Raw genomic sequence first — 15,415 nt, forward strand, 5'->3', positions numbered from 1 at the left:
GTGTGAACATTGGCAAAACGGCGCGGCTTTTGTCCCGATTGTCTATTCACCCCGCCGTAACCCGTCCTACGATCGCGGCGTGGATCCGGCTGGAGCGTTCGCCCTGGGTGGGGTCGCCGGGGTGATCGTCGGCGGCGGCCTCGGCGCAGCCATCGGCACCGGCCTGGTCCGCCGTTCCGGGCGTACGCCGGCCGCGGTCGGTGCGCACGTCGACGGCGCGACCGACACCCCCCGCCACGGAGACGGTCCTGTCGCCGCTGTCCACCCGACGAGCGAGGTGCCGGAGATGCCAGCGTCCCCAGTGCAGAAGCGGTCCGGCGGCGAGCTCGGCCAGCTCGCCGAGGAGAGCGTCGCGGCGCTCCGCGTCGGCGTCCTCGTCCTCGACCGCAACGGCCAGGTCGTACTCGCCAACCCGGCCGCGCACCGCCTCGGCCTGGTCCGTACCGAGACCGGCGGGCTCACTGCCCACTCCGTCCTCCGTACGCTCGGCGGCCGCGTCACGCAGCCCGGCCAGCAGCGCGACGTCGACCTCGAACTCAACCGCCGCGACCTGCCCGGCGCCGCCGACGGCGACGGACCCGACTGGTTCGGTGTCCGGGTCCGCCTCGTCGGCCTCGCCGGCGGGTACGTGGCGATGGAGGCCGAGGACGTCACCGAGGCGCACCGCGTCGCCCGCGTCCGGCGGGACTTCGTCGCGAACGTCAGCCACGAACTGAAGACCCCCGTCGGCGCGCTGCAACTGCTCGGCGAGGCGCTCGTCGACGCGCTCGACGACCCCGAGGCCGCCCGCCGCTTCGCCGAACGCATCGCGCACGAGTCCAGCCGCCTCGGCCGCCTCGTCACCGAACTCCTGGAACTGTCCCGGCTGCAGGGCGCCGAACCGCTGCCCGACCCGCTGCCCGTCGCGGCCGACCGGATCGTCGCCGAGGTCGTCGACCGGACCCGGACCACCGCGCAGGCCAAGGAGATCACGGTCGCCACCGCCGGCCGCCGTGGCCTCATCGTGTACGGCAACGAGACGCAGCTCGCGACCGCCCTCGCCAACCTCGTCGAGAACGCCATCGCGTACTCGCCGGAAGGCACCACCGTCACCATCGACGTACGCCGGGGCGGGGACGCGGTGCTCGTCTCCGTCACCGACCAGGGCATCGGGATCGAGCCGCACGATCTCGACCGCATCTTCGAGCGGTTCTACCGTGCGGACAAGGCACGCTCCCGGGCCACCGGAGGCACCGGGCTCGGCCTGGCGATCGTCAAACACATCGCCACGAACCACGGCGGTCGCGTCGACGTGACCAGTACCGTCGGGCGTGGCTCGACTTTCACCCTCCGGTTACCGGCCCGTCCATCGCGGGCCATCGCCGTGGAGCACAACCCGGGTGAGATCGCCGAAGACATCGGACAAGCTGAGGTACAACTCGGTGCGGTGGGTGGTGGCCCGGCGCCCGTGACGAGAGGAACACCGTGACCCGCGTGCTGGTCGTGGAGGACGAGGAGTCGTTCTCCGACGCGCTGTCGTACATGCTCCGCAAGGAGGGCTTCGAGGTCTCCGTCGCGGCCACCGGAACGGAGGCCCTGACCGAGTTCGACCGTACCGGCGGCGACATCGTACTGCTGGACCTGATGCTGCCGGAGATGTCCGGCAGCGAGGTGTGCCGGCAGATCCGGCAACGCTCCAACGTGCCGATCATCATGGTCACCGCCCGCGACGCGGAGATCGACAAGGTCGTCGGCCTGGAGATCGGCGCCGACGACTACGTCACCAAGCCGTACTCACCGCGCGAACTCGTCGCCCGCATCCGGGCCGTGCTCCGCCGCCGTACCGAACCGGCAGAACTCGCGCCGCCCACCCTCGAAGCCGGCCCCGTACGCATGGACGTCGACCGGCACACCGTGACCGTCGGCGGCGACGGCATCTCCCTGCCCCTCAAGGAATTCGAGCTACTGGAGATGTTCCTCCGCAACGCCGGCCGGGTCCTCACCCGCGGCCAACTCATCGACCGCATCTGGGGCGCCGACTACGTCGGCGACACCAAGACCCTCGACGTACACGTCAAGCGGCTGCGCTCGAAGATAGAACCCGAACCGTCCAACCCGCGCTTCATCGTCACCGTCCGCGGCCTGGGATACAAATTCGAATCCTGAGGCTTGCGACGCTGCGGCGAACCCATTCGCCCGCTCTCTCGTCAAGGACGCTGCGGCGAACCGATTCGCCCGCTCGCGGCGCCGATCCCGGCCTTATGTGCTGACGCACACGGCGGCCGTGCTCGGCTTGCGAGCGAACGAATCGGACTCGCCTCGCTCCCGTCCCCACACATCACCGTCAGGGCAAACGATGTGGGGGCCTCGCTTCGCTTCGGCCGGTACAGCCTCGCTTCGCATCGGCTACGCTGCACGGTTTCCGTGCCGACCGGGTGGCCTCGCTTCGCTTCGGCCGGTACAGCCTCGCTTCGCATCGGCTGCGCAGCACGGTTTCCGCCTCAACCCCGTGTCGCCTCGCTTCGCCTCGGCCGACAGGGCCTTGCTTCGCTTTGGCTTGCGGGGGCGGGGTGGGTCAGCGGCGGCGGCGGGGTTTGGGGGCGGCGGCGGTGGCGGGGTGGATGGCGATGAGGCCGCGCTTGTCGCGCTGGGCGCACAGTTCGGCGAGCCGGCCGTACGCCTCCTTGCCGATCAGTTCGGTCAGCTCCGGCTCGTACGACTGGTAGACGGCCTCGCCGCCGGTGTGCGCCTCCGGCGAGGACGTGCACCACCAGTGCAGGTCGTGGCCGCCCTCGCCCCACCCGCGCCGGTCGTACTCGCCGAGCGTGTCGACGAGGACCCGGGTGCCGTCGGGGCGGTCCTCCCATTCCTGGAGCCGCCTGATCGGCAGCTGCCAGCACACGTCCGGCTTGTACTCCAGCGGGTGCACGCCGTCGCGCAGCGCCTGGGCGTGCAGGGCGCAGCCGTACCCACCCTCGAACCCGGGTCGGTTGTGGAAGATGCAGGCGCCGTCGACGACGCGGGTCTTCCGGCCGTCGGTCTCGCCGTCGACGGTGTCGACCTCGGTCCAGTTCTTGAACCCGGTGGTGTGGTGCTGCCACGTCTCCGGCGTGAGCTTCTTGACGGCGGCGCGGACCCGCTTCTCGTCGTCCGCGTCGGTGAAGAAGGCGCCGTGCGTGCAGCAGCCGTTCTCCCCGCCGCCGGGCACGATGCCGTGGCAGCCGCTGCCGAAGATGCACGTCCACCGGGACAGCAGCCACGTCAGGTCGGCCCGGACGACGTGCTCGTCGTCGGACGGGTCGGTGAACTCGATCCACTCGCGCGGGAAGTCGAGCGGAACCTCGCGACTGCGCGGCTCGTCCGGATCCTCGACCGTCACCTGCACCTGAGGGCGTTTTCCTGCCACCACACCAATGTACGCAGGGCACCGGGGGAGTGCGGCACCGACCGGCGGGAGTACCCGAGGATGGGCGGCCTGGTGGACGATCCGGGCACGGCCGGTGCGCTGCGGGAGATCGCGCGGGACCGCGGCCGGCGGTACCGGGAGCGTGGCGGACCGGTGGTGTGGCGCGCCGTTCGGGGCGGGGGACGTCGGCACGGATCGCACCGGGACGTCCCGATCACCACGTTCCGGTGCCTGCTGCGCGGTTCCGGCCCCGTCTCGTACCTGGTGGTCGCTGGGCTGCCGGCGTCGCCGCCCCGCATCTCCCTCGTCCCGCCGCACGACCCGGCCGAACCGCCGGCATCGACGGCCGCCGTCGACGCGCCGGCGTTCCCGCCGCCGGAGCCGTTCCGCCGGCGGCCGCGACGGCGTCGGTACGGGCGGATCCGGCGCGGGCGCTAGGGTTCCGGTATGCGGCTCGGCGTGATCGACGTGGGGTCCAACACCGTGCACCTGCTGGTGGTGGACGCGCACCAGGGTGCGCACCCGTGGCCGGTGAGTTCGGTGAAGTCGACGCTGCGGCTGGCGGAGCGGATCGGTCCGGACGGCCGGCTGGACGACGTCGGCGCCGACAACCTGGTCGCCGCGGTCCGGGACGCGCGGGTCGAGGCGGAGCGGATCGGCGCCGACGACCTCCTCGCGTTCGCCACCTCCGCGGTACGCGACGCGACGAACGTGGCCGCCGTCCTCGACCGGGTGCACACCGAGGCCGGCGTCGACCTCCAGGTACTGTCCGGCGCCGACGAGGCACGCCTGACCTTCTTCGCGGTACGCCGCTGGTTCGGCTGGTCGGCGGGCCGCCTGCTGGTACTCGACATCGGCGGCGGTTCGCTGGAGGTCGCGCACGGCATCGACGAGTCGCCGGACCTGGCGCTGTCCGTACCGCTGGGGGCGGGGCGGCTGACGCGGGAGTGGCTGTCGGCGGACCCGCCGCCCGCCGAGGAGCTGACCGCGCTGACCGAGTACGTGCGGAAGACGCTGGACGGGCTGGCCGAGCAGCTGGGTGACGTACGGCCGGACCGGGCGGTGGCGACGTCGAAGACGTTCCGGAGCCTGGCGCGGCTGGCGGGCGCGGCGCCGTCCGGTGCCGGCGTGTGGACGCCGCGCACGCTGACCCGTACCGGGCTGCACCAGGTGTTGGGGTTCGTGCGGCGGATCCCGGCGGCGGGGCTGGCCGAGCTGGACGGGGTGAGCCCGGCGCGGGCGCACCAGCTGCTCGCCGGCGGGGTGGTGGCGGAGCAGACGCTGCGCCGGCTGGAGCTGTCCCGGGTCGACATCTGCCCGTGGGCGCTGCGGGAGGGCGTCATCCTGCGCCGGCTGGACTGGCTGCACGGCGCCTGAGACGTACCACATCGCTCTTTGCGGTGATCTGCGTACGAGGGGTCATGGTGCCGGGATCCGCTCCGCCGATTACGCTGTACAGGTGACATCCGACTCCCACCGCGGTCGGCACCCGGTCCCGGTCCTGCTGTCGACGTCGGCGGTCTACCCCGAGCCGACCGCCGTCGCGTTCGAGCTGGCCACCAAGCTGGGGTACGACGGCGTCGAGGTCATGGTGTGGACCGACGCGGTCAGCCAGGACCCGGGTGCGTTGCGCGGCCTGTCCGAGCACTACAACATCCCGATCGGCACGGTGCACGCGCCGTGCCTGCTGATGACCCAGCGGGTGTGGAGTCCCGACCCGTGGGAGCGGCTGCGCCGGGCCATCCTGATGGCCGAGGAGCTGAACGCGGGGACCGTCATCCTGCACCCGCCGTTCTTCTGGCAGCGGGAGTACGCGCGCACCTTCGGCGAGGGCGTCCGCGCGCTGCGCGCCGAGCACCGTACGGTGCGCCTCGCCGTCGAGAACATGTACTGGGTGCGCATGGCCGGCCGCAAGTTCGTGCCGTACTCGCCGGACTGGGATCCGACCGTGGCGGCCGGCTTCGACGACTACACGCTCGACATCTCGCACTGTGCGGCGTCCGGCACGGACCCGCTGGCGATGGCCGACCGGATGGGCGCTAACCTCACCCACCTGCACCTCGGCGACGGGCGTACGGCGGGGCGCGACGAGCATCTGGTGCCCGGGCACGGCGAGATGCCGTGCGCGGAGGTGCTCCGCAGGGTGGCCGGCGACGGCCATCTGCAGTCGGTGGGCGTCGAGGTGACGACCCGCAAGATGAACCGGGCGGACCGGGAGGCGGCTCTCGCCGAGACCCTGGCCTTCGCCCGCAGGCACCTGACCGTTTCCTCGACCGTGGACGTTTGACGATGCCGGTAACCGGACGGGCCAGGCCGCGCCGCGACCTGGTCATGCAGGGCAGCCCCTCGTGGCCGGACGTGTCGGCCACGTTGTCGGACAGCGCCGTGTCGGTCGAGGTGTTACCCGTGGACCCGGGCGCCGGCGAGGCGTGCCTGCGTCGTACCGGGGCGACGGTGGACAGCTGGCTGGGCGCGATGGCCATGCACACCGGCGGGTTGCTGGTCGACCACGGCTGGCTCCGGGTGTACGGCGGGGGCAGTCCGGCCCGCCGGCTGCCCGACCTGGCCGAGGTCAACCCGGATCCCGAGGCGTCCGGCTACCTGCTGGTCGGCGCGGACGTCCTCGGCGGGCGGTACGTGATCCGCGGCCGCGACCCGGAGCCGGACGCCGCCGGTGTCGTACTGCCGGGCAAGCCGGGCGAGATCTGCTACCTGGGGCCGGACACGCTGCGGTGGGAGCCGCTGGAGTGGACGTACCGGGACTGGTTGTCGCTCATGCTGGGCGGCGCGGTCGCCGACTTCTACCACGACCTGCGCTGGCCGGGCTGGGAGGCGGAGGCCCCCGGCGTACCGCTGGACCGGCTGCTGTCGCTCTACCCGCCGGTGTACACGAAGGAGGGCCGGGCGGGGCTCGCCGACGCGGAACGCCAGGCCGTGCCCGCCGACGAGCTGTACGGGCTGATCGACGAGCTGACCGCGGAGCGCGCGGCCGGCTGACCGGGCTCAGGTGACCGCGGCGGCGCGTTTGCGGGCCCGGTGCGCGGCGACGTGCGAGCGGGTGGCGCAGCGTTCGGAGCAGAACCGGCGGCAGTTGTTCGACGAGGTGTCGAGGTAGACGTTGCCGCAGTGCTCGTCGGCGCAGACGCCGAACCGGTCGCTGCCGTGCGCGCACAGCCACACCGACAGCCCCCACACCGCCGCCGCCACGTACTCCGCGGCCACGCCGGCGCCGCGGCTGGTGGCGTGCATGTGCCAGTCGCTGGCGTCGTGGCCGGAGATGCGCGGCTGCACCGGGTACGCCACGAGCAGGGCGTTGAGCTGCTCGACCGCGTCGCCGTCGGCCCCGGCGGCGCCGAGTTCGAAGACGTGGCGGAGCTTCTTGCCGGCGCGGCGGAGGGTGCCGAGGTCCTTCTCGGTCACCTCGGCGGCCGCGTGGCTGTCCTCGCCGAAGACGATCTCGGGGTCGACCGGCGCCGTGGGTGGCAGGTTGGCCAGGTTGACGGCCGTCTGTGCGTACGCGTCGAAGTCCACCACCCTACGGTAGTCACCGTTGGCCCCCGTAACCACCACTCGTGGTGACAGGCGCTTACCTGAGAGCGAGCCGCCGCGGCCCCTTCGGTACCGCCGGGGCGGGTCGGGGGTGGTGCGGCGAGACCGGGCGGGCCAGCAGGATCGTGCAAATTCGCGGCAGTCGCCGCTATGTCTGAAGAGTCGGTCGGCTACCTAACCTCGGGAGGTCAAACGCCCAGGAACACCGGGTCGCGGCGGCCTGCCGGCCGGCGTCGGCGCGGTGTCCGCGACCCGTGGCGGCGGAACAGTCGCGTGCATCCGGGCGTACCCGAGGAGGTGGTGGGGATGCCCGTTGCCGTGGCCGAACCGGCGGTCGCCGACCCCGATGCCGGGCCGAGGTTACGGCCGCGCCGACGGCGGGTGCGGGACGTGGCCGTCGCGTACCTCTTCCTGGGTCCGAGCCTGTTCGGGGTGCTGGCGTTCCTGCTGGCGCCGGTCGTGGTCGTCGCGGTGATCAGCCTGTTCAAGTGGAACCTGCTGGCGCCGCCGGAGTTCGTGGGGCTGGCCAACTACCGCCGGATGGCCGGCGACGGGAACGTGTGGCACTCGGTCGCGGTGACCGTGTTCTACGTGCTGCTGACGATCCCGACGCAGACGATCCTGGCGCTGCTGCTGGCGATGCTGCTCAACACGAAACTGCGCGGGATCCGGGTACTGCGGGCGCTGTTCGTGATCCCGTGGATGGCCACGCCGGTCGTCATGGGCGTGGTGTGGAAGTGGATCTTCGACACGCAGAACGGCGCGCTCGACTCGTTCCTCGGCCTGTTCGGCGTGGATCCGTTGAACTGGTTGGGTTCCAGCGCGCTGGCGTTGCCGTCGACCGCGGCGGTCGGGGTGTGGGGCGGCGTCGGGTACACGATGCTGTTCTTCCTCGCGGGGTTGCAGGGCATCCCCGAGTCGCTGTACGAGGCGGCCGAGCTGGACGGCGCCGGCAAGGTGCAGCAGTTCTTCGCGATCACCCTGCCGCTGCTCCGGCCGACCATGTTCTTCGTACTGGTCACCAGCATCATCGGGTCGTTCCAGGTGTTCGACACGGTGTACGCGATGACCAAGGGCGGGCCGGGCGACGCGACCTCGGTGCTGAACTTCACCATCTACCAGACCGCGTTCCAGCTGTTCGACGACGGGTACGCCTCGGCGCTGGCGATGCTGCTGTTCGGCCTGCTGTTGCTGCTGACGCTCGCGCAGGTGCTGTATTTCCGCAAGCGCACCACGTACGACTACAGCTAGGAGACGGTGTCCGTGAGGTGGCTTCGCAACACCATCCTGTACGTGGTGCTCGGGGTCGGCGCGTTCGTGTCCGTCTTCCCGTACCTGATGGTGGTGTTCACGTCGTTCAAGACCGGACGGCAGCTGAACTCCACATCCCCGTGGCTGCCGGCGATCCCGGGCACGCTGGGGAACTACACCAAGCTGTTCAACGGATCCATCGCCAACATCGCCTTCCCCTCGTACCTGTGGCACACGGTGCTGTTGACGGCGATCCTGACGGCCGGGCAGCTGGTGTTCACGACGCTCGCGGCGTACGCGTTCGCCCGGATGCGGTTCCCCGGACGGGAACTCCTGTTCTGGGCGTACGTGGCGACGCTGATGGTGCCGAACGTCGTGACGATGATCCCGCTGTACCTGATCATGCGGCAGATCGGCTGGGTGGACACCTGGATGGGGCTGGTCGCGCCGTACGTGTTCGGTTCGCCGTACGGGATCTTCCTGATGCGGCAGTTCTTCCAGACACTGCCGAGGGACCTTGAGGACGCGGCCCGGATCGACGGCGCCGGCGTGTGGGCCACCCTGACCCGGGTGATCCTGCCGCTGAGCAAGCCGATCCTCGGCACGCTGAGCATCCTGACCGTGGTGTTCGCCTGGCACAACTTCCTGTGGCCGCTGATCATCACCAGCGGCGACGACACGAAGGTCGTGACGGTCGGAATCGCCTCCCTGCAAGGGAACCTGGGCGCCGACTACAACCTGATGATGGCCGGCAGTTTCGTGGCGCTGGTGCCACTGATCGTGGTGTTCCTGCTCTTCCAGCGGTCGATCGTGCGATCGGTGGCACTGAGCGGCCTGAAATGACCGTCCACAGTAGACGCTAGGAGTCAGACATGACTGGAATGCGCAGGCGCACCGTACTCGGTGCGGTCGCCGGTGGTGCGGCGGCGCTCGGGCTGTCCGCGTGCGGCGGTGCGGCGGGCGGCGGTCAGGGCAGCGGCAAGGGCACCGTCGTCTTCCGGATCTGGGACGAGGAGCAGCTTCCCGGGTACAAGAAGTCGGCGGCGGCGTTCCACGCCAAGCACCCGGACATCACGGTGAAGGTCGAGCAGATGCCGTGGGAGGCGTACTGGTCGAAGCTCACCACGGAACTGGCCGCCGGCAAGGGCCCGGACATCTTCTGGAACACCGTCTCGTACTTCCCGGAGTTCGTGCAGCAGGGCGTGCTCGTCAACCTCGACCCGCTGATCAAGCAGGATTCCGTTGACACGAAACAGTTCTACCCGCAGATCCTCGCCACGTACACGCACCAGGGCCACGTGTACGGGATGCCGGCGGACTTCGGCATCACCGGCATGGTGTACAACGCGGACCTGTTCAAGGCCGCGGGCGTACCGGTGCCGGGTGAGCTGACGTGGGCGCCGGACGGGTCCGGCACGCTGCTGGAGACCGCGCGCAAACTCACCAGGGACCGCACCGGGAAGCGGCCCGACCAGGCGGGCTTCGACGCGCAGCACGTCAAGCAGTGGGGCTTCATGGCCGAGAACCACAACCAGACGCAGTACGTGAACTGGATCCCGCAGAACGGCGGGTCGTTCATGTCGAAGCCGTTCGGGAAGTTCACGTTCGACCAGCCGAAGGCCGTACAGGCGTTGCAGTGGCAGGTCGACCTCATCACCAAGTGGCACGTCTCGCCGCCGCCGTCGGCCGGTGTCGCGCTGGATCTGTTCAACCGGGGCCAGATCGCCATGTACCCGTGCGTCAACGCGATCCTGCCGTACATCGTGCCGAAGGTGAACTTCACGGTCGGCGTCACCAACCTGCCGTCCGGCCCGCTCGGCGCGGTCAACAACGTCAACGGGTTGTCGTTCGCGATGGCGAAGACCAGCAGGAACCAGAAGGCGGCCTGGGAGGTCGTCAAGTGGTTCGGTTCGGCGGAGTCCCAACGCATCATCGGTTCCGGCGGGTACGCGTGGCCGGCGAACAAGACCGTCGCCTCGACGTACCACCAGTACTGGAAGGCGAAGGGGCAGGACATGACGCCGTTCGAGAAGGCGGCGACCGGCAAGACCGTGCTGCTGCCGGTGACCCCGATCTGGAACGCGGCGGAGTTGAAGATCGACAACACCTTCAAGCCGATGTTCCAGGGCGACCAGCCGGTCGGGCCCACCACGAAGAAGCTCGCCGGCGACCTGAACAAGCTCATCACCCAGTAGCAAGGAAGTCAGAGGGACGCATGCCCACCGATCCGGTCACCCTGACCACCGCGGCTCCACCGGCCGATTCGATTGACCTGCAAGGGATCCGGCTGCACGCCGACACCGACGCCGGGCCTGCCGGGGTGGACGTCGTCGAGCCCGAGCCGGGCGTACTGGAGATCCACGTGACGGCGCCCGAGCCGGCGACGACGCTCGCCCTCGACTGGGACCTGACCACCGACGGTGCCACCGTCTACTGGCAGCCCGACTGGGCGCAGCGGCGGCACATGCCGGCGGAGTGGGCGTCGCGGCGGTCGGTCAGCCTGCTCCGGTCGGTACCGGTGGGCAGCCTGGTCGACGCGGCCGACCGGAACGTGGCGAGCTGGGCGCTGTCGGAGACCTCGCGCCGGATCCAGGTCCGGCGCGAGGGCGTACGCGAGGAGTCGGCCCGGTTCCGTTGCACCACAACGGTTCCGGTACCGGCCGGCGAGTACGAGGTGGTGCTGCGGATCGACCGGCGCCCGGTGCCGTACTGGACGGCGCTGGCCGACATCGCGTCCTGGTGGGACGGTTTCTTCGCGGAGGCGCCGATGCCGGCACCGCCCGCCGGCCGGATGCCCACCTACTGCACCTGGTACGCGATGCACCAGGAGCTGACCGCGGACCGGGTCGAGCGCGCCGCCGAGCAGGCGTACGCGCTGGGCTTCCGGACCATCATCGTCGACGACGGCTGGCAGACCGACGACACCTCCCGCGGCTACTGGTACTGCGGGGACTGGGAGACGGCCACCGGCAAGATGGGCGATCTCGGCGAGCACGTCGCCCGGGTACGCCGCGCCGGCCTGACGTACCTGCTGTGGCTGGCGCCGTCGCTGCTCGGCCGGCGCAGCCCGGCCCGCGCCCGGTTCGCCGACCGTACGCTCGGGTCGCTGTCCGCGCAGGACGCCGACATCCTCGACCCGCGGTACCCGGAGGTGCGCGACCACCTGACCGAGGTGTGCGTACGGCTGCTCGACGTCGCGGGCGTGGACGGCTTCAAGCTCGACTTCCTCGACGCCTGGCTGGTGGACGACCCGCCGCCGGCCGGCGCGGGCGCGGACGTACCGGACGTCGAGTCGGCGGTCGCGCGGTGGCTCACCGACCTGCGGGACGAGCTGGCGCTGCGCCGCCCGGGCGTACTGCTGGAGTTCCGGCAGAACTACACGGGCCCGGCGCTGCAACGCTTCGGCAACCTGTTCCGCGCGGCGGACTGCCCGATGGACATCGTCGACAACCGCACCCGCACCGTCGACGTACGGCTGCTGCTGCCCGGCCGGACCGTGCACTCCGACCCGATCCTGTGGAACACCGCCGAATCCGCCGTGTACGCCGCGGAACAGTTGCTGTGCGCGCTGTTCAGCGTGCCGCAGGTGTCGGTCGACCTGGCCGCGCTGCCGGCGGAACACCGCCGGATGCTCACGTACTGGCTGGGGTTCCACCGGGAGCACGTGGACACGCTCGTCGGCGGCACGATCGAACCGTCCCGCCCCGACCTGGCGTACCCGCTGGTGCGCTCGCGCGGTGCGGCCGGGACCGTCGCCGCGGCGTACGCGGCGGTGCCGGTGCCGGTGGCCGCGGCGGACGGCCCGGAGGCGGTGGTGGTCAACGCGACCGGCGTCGCCGGCGTCGTACTCGACATCGCACCGGACACCGAGGTCGCGGTGCGCACGGTACGGGATCATTGCGGCGAAACCCTTGCGGGGCAACCGGACCGGCTCGGTCCGGGCCTGCACCGGCTCGCCGTCCCCCGCGCGGGTCTCGCGGAACTCACGGTGGTTCCGCTGCACTGAGCGGTACTGGCAGGATGGCCGGTCGGCGGGCCCGCGCTGGCCGGCCGTCCGGCGCCGCGGCGGCGTCCGGGCACGGTACGGCCGGAGGTGAGGCGTGTACACCGAGGTTCCGGCGCCGGATCTGCTGTGCGCGGGCCGGTTCGACGAGAAGCCCGGGTTCACCGTCTACCGCGAGCACGGCGCCCGGAACTGGATGATCAGCCTCACCGTCACCAACACCGCCGACTACTGGGCCGGCGGCCGGCACGTGGCGACCGGGCCGGGTGACCTCGTGGTGATCGCGCCCGGCGCGGTGCAGCACTACCGCGCCGCGCCGGACGGCGGCCCGTGGGGCTACTGGTGGGCGCACTTCCAGCCGCGCGCGGCCTGGTTCACCTGGTTCCGGTTGCCGGAGATCTCGCCCGGGTTCAGCCTGACCCGCTTCGCCGGCGAGCGGCTGGACATGGCGGTCGGCGCGTTCGAACGGGTGCACCGCAACGCGATGCAGTCCACCCTCGACGCGCCGCAGGGCCGGCAGATCACCCCGTCCCGCGAGCTGACCGGCGTGTTCGCCACCGAGCTGGCGCTCAACGCGATCGAGGAGATCATGCTGCTGGCCGTGGTCGAGCACGAGCAGCGCAAGAAGCGGCTGCCCGACTCCCGCGTCCAGCACGTACTCGACCGGATCGGCGCCGATCCCGCCCGGCAGGTCACCGTCGAGGACCTGGCGCGCGAGGTGGCGCTGTCGCCGTCCCGGCTGTCGCACCTGTTCCGCCGCGAGGTCGGCGACTCGATCGTGAACGTGCTGCTCGCCACCCGGCTGCGCAAGGCCGCGTCGCTGCTGGAGTTCTCGGACCGGCCGGTCGGCCGGATCGCCGCCGACGTCGGCTTCTCCTCGCCGTACTACTTCAGCCGGCAGTTCCGCAGCAGGTTCGGGCTGTCCCCGTCGGACTACCGCTCCCGGGTACGCCGGCACGAACTGCCCTGATCCCGCCGTACACCAACGGATCCGCGTCCGTTCACCGGCAGCGCGATCGGACAAAAGCGCAGCCAGCGCATGCATGGGGTACGCGGGGGCCCGGTCCTATGTTCGGTCCGTGCGTCCCCAGCGCACACCACCCCCCGACCCGTGCGGTCCACTGTGGACCGTCCCTCCGTGTGTCGTGGTGTGGTCGCCCGCGACGACGGGAGAGTCCATGGACAGCACCGGAATGCCGGTCAGACGCCGTACCCTGCTGGCGGCCGGCGGGGCCGCCGCGGCGGTCGGCGCGACCGCGTTCTCCACCCGCGCCTCGGCGGATCCGGCCAGCGGCAACGGATACGTCGACGTGCAACTGCTGAACATCACCGACCTGCACGGGTACCTCCAGCCGCCGGCGCCGAACGACGGCGGCCTCATCACCGGCGCCGGCGGGGTGACGCTGACCGTCGGCGGCGTCGGATACCTTGCCACGCACCTGAACCGGCTGCGCGAGGGCAACGCGAACTCCATCTTCTGCTCGTCCGGCGACAACTTCTCCGGCTGGCCGTACTACGTCGACTCGCAGAACAACGAGCCGACCATCGAGGTACTCAACAAGCTCGGGCTCCGGTTCTCCTCGGTCGGCAACCACGAGCTGGACAAGGGCCCGTCGTTCCTGATCGACCACATGGAGCACGGCGCGCCGTATGCGATCGACCGGCCGTACGACAGCCTGGTGGACTCGACGGGTCGCCGCTTCCACGGCGCCGACTTCCGTTACTACAGCGGCAACGTGGTGTACCGCGACAACGGCCGGCTGATCGTCCCGGCGTACAACGTGGAGTACGTGGACGCGGGCGGCGGGCGGACGCTGCCGATCGGGTTCGTGCACCTGACGGTGCAGGGCTGCGTGGAGGGGCCGGGCTTCAACTGCTCGTACCAGCCGACGTTGCGGACCACCGACATCGTCGCGGCGGCGAACCGTGCCGCGGCGGAACTCAAGCGCCGCAACGTCCACGCGATCGTCATCGTCATGCACGAGGGCGGGTACGCGGGCCCGGACTTCAACTCGGGTGTCGACCCGACGGGGCCGGCGTTCGAGGTGGCGGCGAAGGCGGACCCGGACATCGCCGCGGTCGTCACCGGCCACTGGCACTGCCGCTTCAACATGATGGTCCCGGACCCGAACGGCGTGCCCCGCCCGGTCGTCGAGGCCGGCTACTACGGCCAGGTCATCAACGAGATCCACCTCAAGCTGGACCGGGACACTGGCCGCATCGTCCGCGAGCTGACCACCTCGGTCAACCACGCGGTGACCCGCGACGTCCCGGTCGACCCCGAGGTCCAGGACATCGCCGACTACTGGTCCCGCAGCTCCGACCGGCTGTACGCGACGCCGATCGCGCGGCAGACCGGCGACCTGACCCGCGTACCGAACGCGGACGGGGAGAGCGCGTTCGGCAACCTGGTCGCCGACTTCATCGTCTGGGACACGCTGCAGAGCAACCAGGGGCACGCGCAGTTCGCGTTCCTGCCGGCGAAGCCGCCCAAGGGGATCAGCGCGCTGCGCGGCGACCTGCCGTACGCGAAGGGCGCCAACGCGGCGGACGGCGACGGCGTGGTGCTGTTCGGCGAGGCGTGGACGGCGTACGGCTTCGACTCGCCGATCGTGACGGTGTCGATGACCGGCGACGCGTTCCACCGCGGGCTGGAACAGCAGTGGCAGACCCAGGCGAACGGTACGGTCGGCTTCTTCCCGCTCGCCGTCTCCGACCAGGTCCGCTACACGTACGACCCGACGAAGCCGGTGGGGCAGCGGATCGACCCGGCGACGCTGACGATCGACGGCACCCCCATCGACCTGGCCGCCACGTACCGGATCGCGACGAACGCGTACACCGTGCTCGCGTACGACGGGTATCCGGCGCTGACCGAGTACACCGACGCGGTGCGGCACAGCCTCGACCACGAGGGCTTCATCCGGTACGTCCGGCTGCTCGGCACGATCGACCCGCCGGCGCTGGGGCGGGCCACGTCGACGGCGGCGCACGCGCGCGGCATGGCCCCGGCGTACGTGCCGCCGCCGGCCGCGGGCCGGGACGACCGGCCGCCGCTGCCGGACGGCGTGCGCTGCTGACACTCCCGTACGGGCGGCGGGGCCGATCGGTCCCGCCGCCCCGGTCCGACGATCCGATGCCAACCCCGCACGGCGTACGGAAAGATCAACGGTGATCGACCTGTGATCCCGTCGTACCAGAGGTGTCGTGCACCGGCAGGTCCCCTG

The 15,415-nt window shown here is 71.0% G+C and carries 14 protein-coding genes; 12 read left to right on the forward strand and 2 right to left on the reverse strand.

Going from position 1 to position 15,415, the window contains the following annotated elements:
- Positions 1-121 precede the first annotated feature (121 nt).
- On the forward strand, positions 122-1,468 hold the full coding sequence (locus Aru02nite_RS22405; RefSeq protein WP_373324948.1) for a sensor histidine kinase: 1,347 nt from the start codon (positions 122-124) through the stop codon (positions 1,466-1,468).
- Positions 1,465-2,145 (forward strand): response regulator, encoded by a 681-nt coding sequence (locus Aru02nite_RS22410; protein ID WP_203660839.1) that lies wholly within the window; start codon positions 1,465-1,467, stop codon positions 2,143-2,145. The genes Aru02nite_RS22405 and Aru02nite_RS22410 overlap by 4 nt, the downstream gene beginning before the upstream one ends.
- A gap of 409 nt (positions 2,146-2,554) precedes the next feature.
- On the opposite strand, the gene Aru02nite_RS22415 is transcribed toward Aru02nite_RS22410, so the two are convergent.
- Complete coding sequence (locus Aru02nite_RS22415; protein ID WP_203660926.1) at positions 2,555-3,358, reverse strand: DUF3109 family protein; 804 nt, start codon at positions 3,356-3,358, stop codon at positions 2,555-2,557.
- An 87-nt stretch (positions 3,359-3,445) separates the two neighbouring features.
- On the opposite strand from Aru02nite_RS22415, the gene Aru02nite_RS22420 reads away from it, so the two are divergent.
- The 4 genes from Aru02nite_RS22420 (at position 3,446) to Aru02nite_RS22435 (ending at position 6,382) form a co-directional block, all read left to right on the forward strand.
- Entirely contained in the window at positions 3,446-3,823 is a 378-nt protein-coding gene (locus Aru02nite_RS22420; RefSeq protein ID WP_203660841.1) for a hypothetical protein, read from the forward strand.
- 9 nt (positions 3,824-3,832) lie between these two features.
- On the forward strand, positions 3,833-4,762 hold the full coding sequence (locus tag Aru02nite_RS22425; RefSeq protein ID WP_203660843.1) for a Ppx/GppA phosphatase family protein: 930 nt from the start codon (positions 3,833-3,835) through the stop codon (positions 4,760-4,762).
- An 82-nt stretch (positions 4,763-4,844) separates the two neighbouring features.
- Positions 4,845-5,672 carry a sugar phosphate isomerase/epimerase family protein gene (locus tag Aru02nite_RS22430; protein WP_203660844.1) on the forward strand — a complete coding sequence of 276 codons (828 nt, stop codon included), beginning with the start codon at positions 4,845-4,847 and terminating at the stop codon, positions 5,670-5,672.
- A gap of 2 nt (positions 5,673-5,674) precedes the next feature.
- Entirely contained in the window at positions 5,675-6,382 is a 708-nt protein-coding gene (locus Aru02nite_RS22435; RefSeq protein ID WP_239076875.1) for a DUF2625 family protein, read from the forward strand.
- Between the two features lie 6 nt (positions 6,383-6,388).
- On the opposite strand, the gene Aru02nite_RS22440 is transcribed toward Aru02nite_RS22435, so the two are convergent.
- Entirely contained in the window at positions 6,389-6,916 is a 528-nt protein-coding gene (locus tag Aru02nite_RS22440) for a CGNR zinc finger domain-containing protein (RefSeq protein ID WP_203660848.1), read from the reverse strand.
- Positions 6,917-7,240: 324 nt separating this feature from the next.
- Between Aru02nite_RS22440 and Aru02nite_RS22445 the strand changes: the two genes are divergently transcribed.
- The 6 genes from Aru02nite_RS22445 to Aru02nite_RS22470 all read left to right on the forward strand — a co-directional run bounded on the left by Aru02nite_RS22445 (position 7,241) and on the right by Aru02nite_RS22470 (position 15,268).
- A complete protein-coding gene (locus Aru02nite_RS22445) occupies positions 7,241-8,185 on the forward strand; it encodes a carbohydrate ABC transporter permease (protein ID WP_203660850.1) in 945 nt (314 codons plus the stop codon).
- Positions 8,186-8,197: 12 nt separating this feature from the next.
- A complete protein-coding gene (locus tag Aru02nite_RS22450) occupies positions 8,198-9,028 on the forward strand; it encodes a carbohydrate ABC transporter permease (RefSeq protein WP_203660852.1) in 831 nt (276 codons plus the stop codon).
- Positions 9,029-9,057: 29 nt separating this feature from the next.
- Positions 9,058-10,380: an ABC transporter substrate-binding protein gene (locus Aru02nite_RS22455; RefSeq protein WP_203660854.1), complete on the forward strand. Its 1,323-nt coding sequence runs from the start codon at positions 9,058-9,060 to the stop codon at positions 10,378-10,380.
- A 20-nt stretch (positions 10,381-10,400) separates the two neighbouring features.
- Complete coding sequence (locus Aru02nite_RS22460; protein WP_203660855.1) at positions 10,401-12,191, forward strand: glycoside hydrolase family 36 protein; 1,791 nt, start codon at positions 10,401-10,403, stop codon at positions 12,189-12,191.
- A gap of 94 nt (positions 12,192-12,285) precedes the next feature.
- On the forward strand, positions 12,286-13,158 hold the full coding sequence (locus Aru02nite_RS22465; protein WP_203660857.1) for a helix-turn-helix domain-containing protein: 873 nt from the start codon (positions 12,286-12,288) through the stop codon (positions 13,156-13,158).
- A 208-nt stretch (positions 13,159-13,366) separates the two neighbouring features.
- On the forward strand, positions 13,367-15,268 hold the full coding sequence (locus Aru02nite_RS22470; RefSeq protein WP_203660859.1) for a bifunctional metallophosphatase/5'-nucleotidase: 1,902 nt from the start codon (positions 13,367-13,369) through the stop codon (positions 15,266-15,268).
- Positions 15,269-15,415 lie beyond the last annotated feature (147 nt).

The sequence above is a fragment of the Actinocatenispora rupis genome, assembly GCF_016861975.1.
GTDB lineage: Bacteria > Actinomycetota > Actinomycetes > Mycobacteriales > Micromonosporaceae > Actinocatenispora > Actinocatenispora rupis.

Coding starts and splice junctions, on each gene's coding strand:
- Aru02nite_RS22420 (WP_203660841.1), top strand. CDS start 3,446: ATGGGCGGCCTGGTGGACGATCCGGGCACGGCCGGTGCGCTGCGGGAG.
- Aru02nite_RS22425 (WP_203660843.1), top strand. CDS start 3,833: ATGCGGCTCGGCGTGATCGACGTGGGGTCCAACACCGTGCACCTGCTG.
- Aru02nite_RS22455 (WP_203660854.1), top strand. CDS start 9,058: ATGACTGGAATGCGCAGGCGCACCGTACTCGGTGCGGTCGCCGGTGGT.
- Aru02nite_RS22435 (WP_239076875.1), top strand. CDS start 5,675: ATGCCGGTAACCGGACGGGCCAGGCCGCGCCGCGACCTGGTCATGCAG.
- Aru02nite_RS22445 (WP_203660850.1), top strand. CDS start 7,241: ATGCCCGTTGCCGTGGCCGAACCGGCGGTCGCCGACCCCGATGCCGGG.
- Aru02nite_RS22460 (WP_203660855.1), top strand. CDS start 10,401: ATGCCCACCGATCCGGTCACCCTGACCACCGCGGCTCCACCGGCCGAT.
- Aru02nite_RS22470 (WP_203660859.1), top strand. CDS start 13,367: ATGGACAGCACCGGAATGCCGGTCAGACGCCGTACCCTGCTGGCGGCC.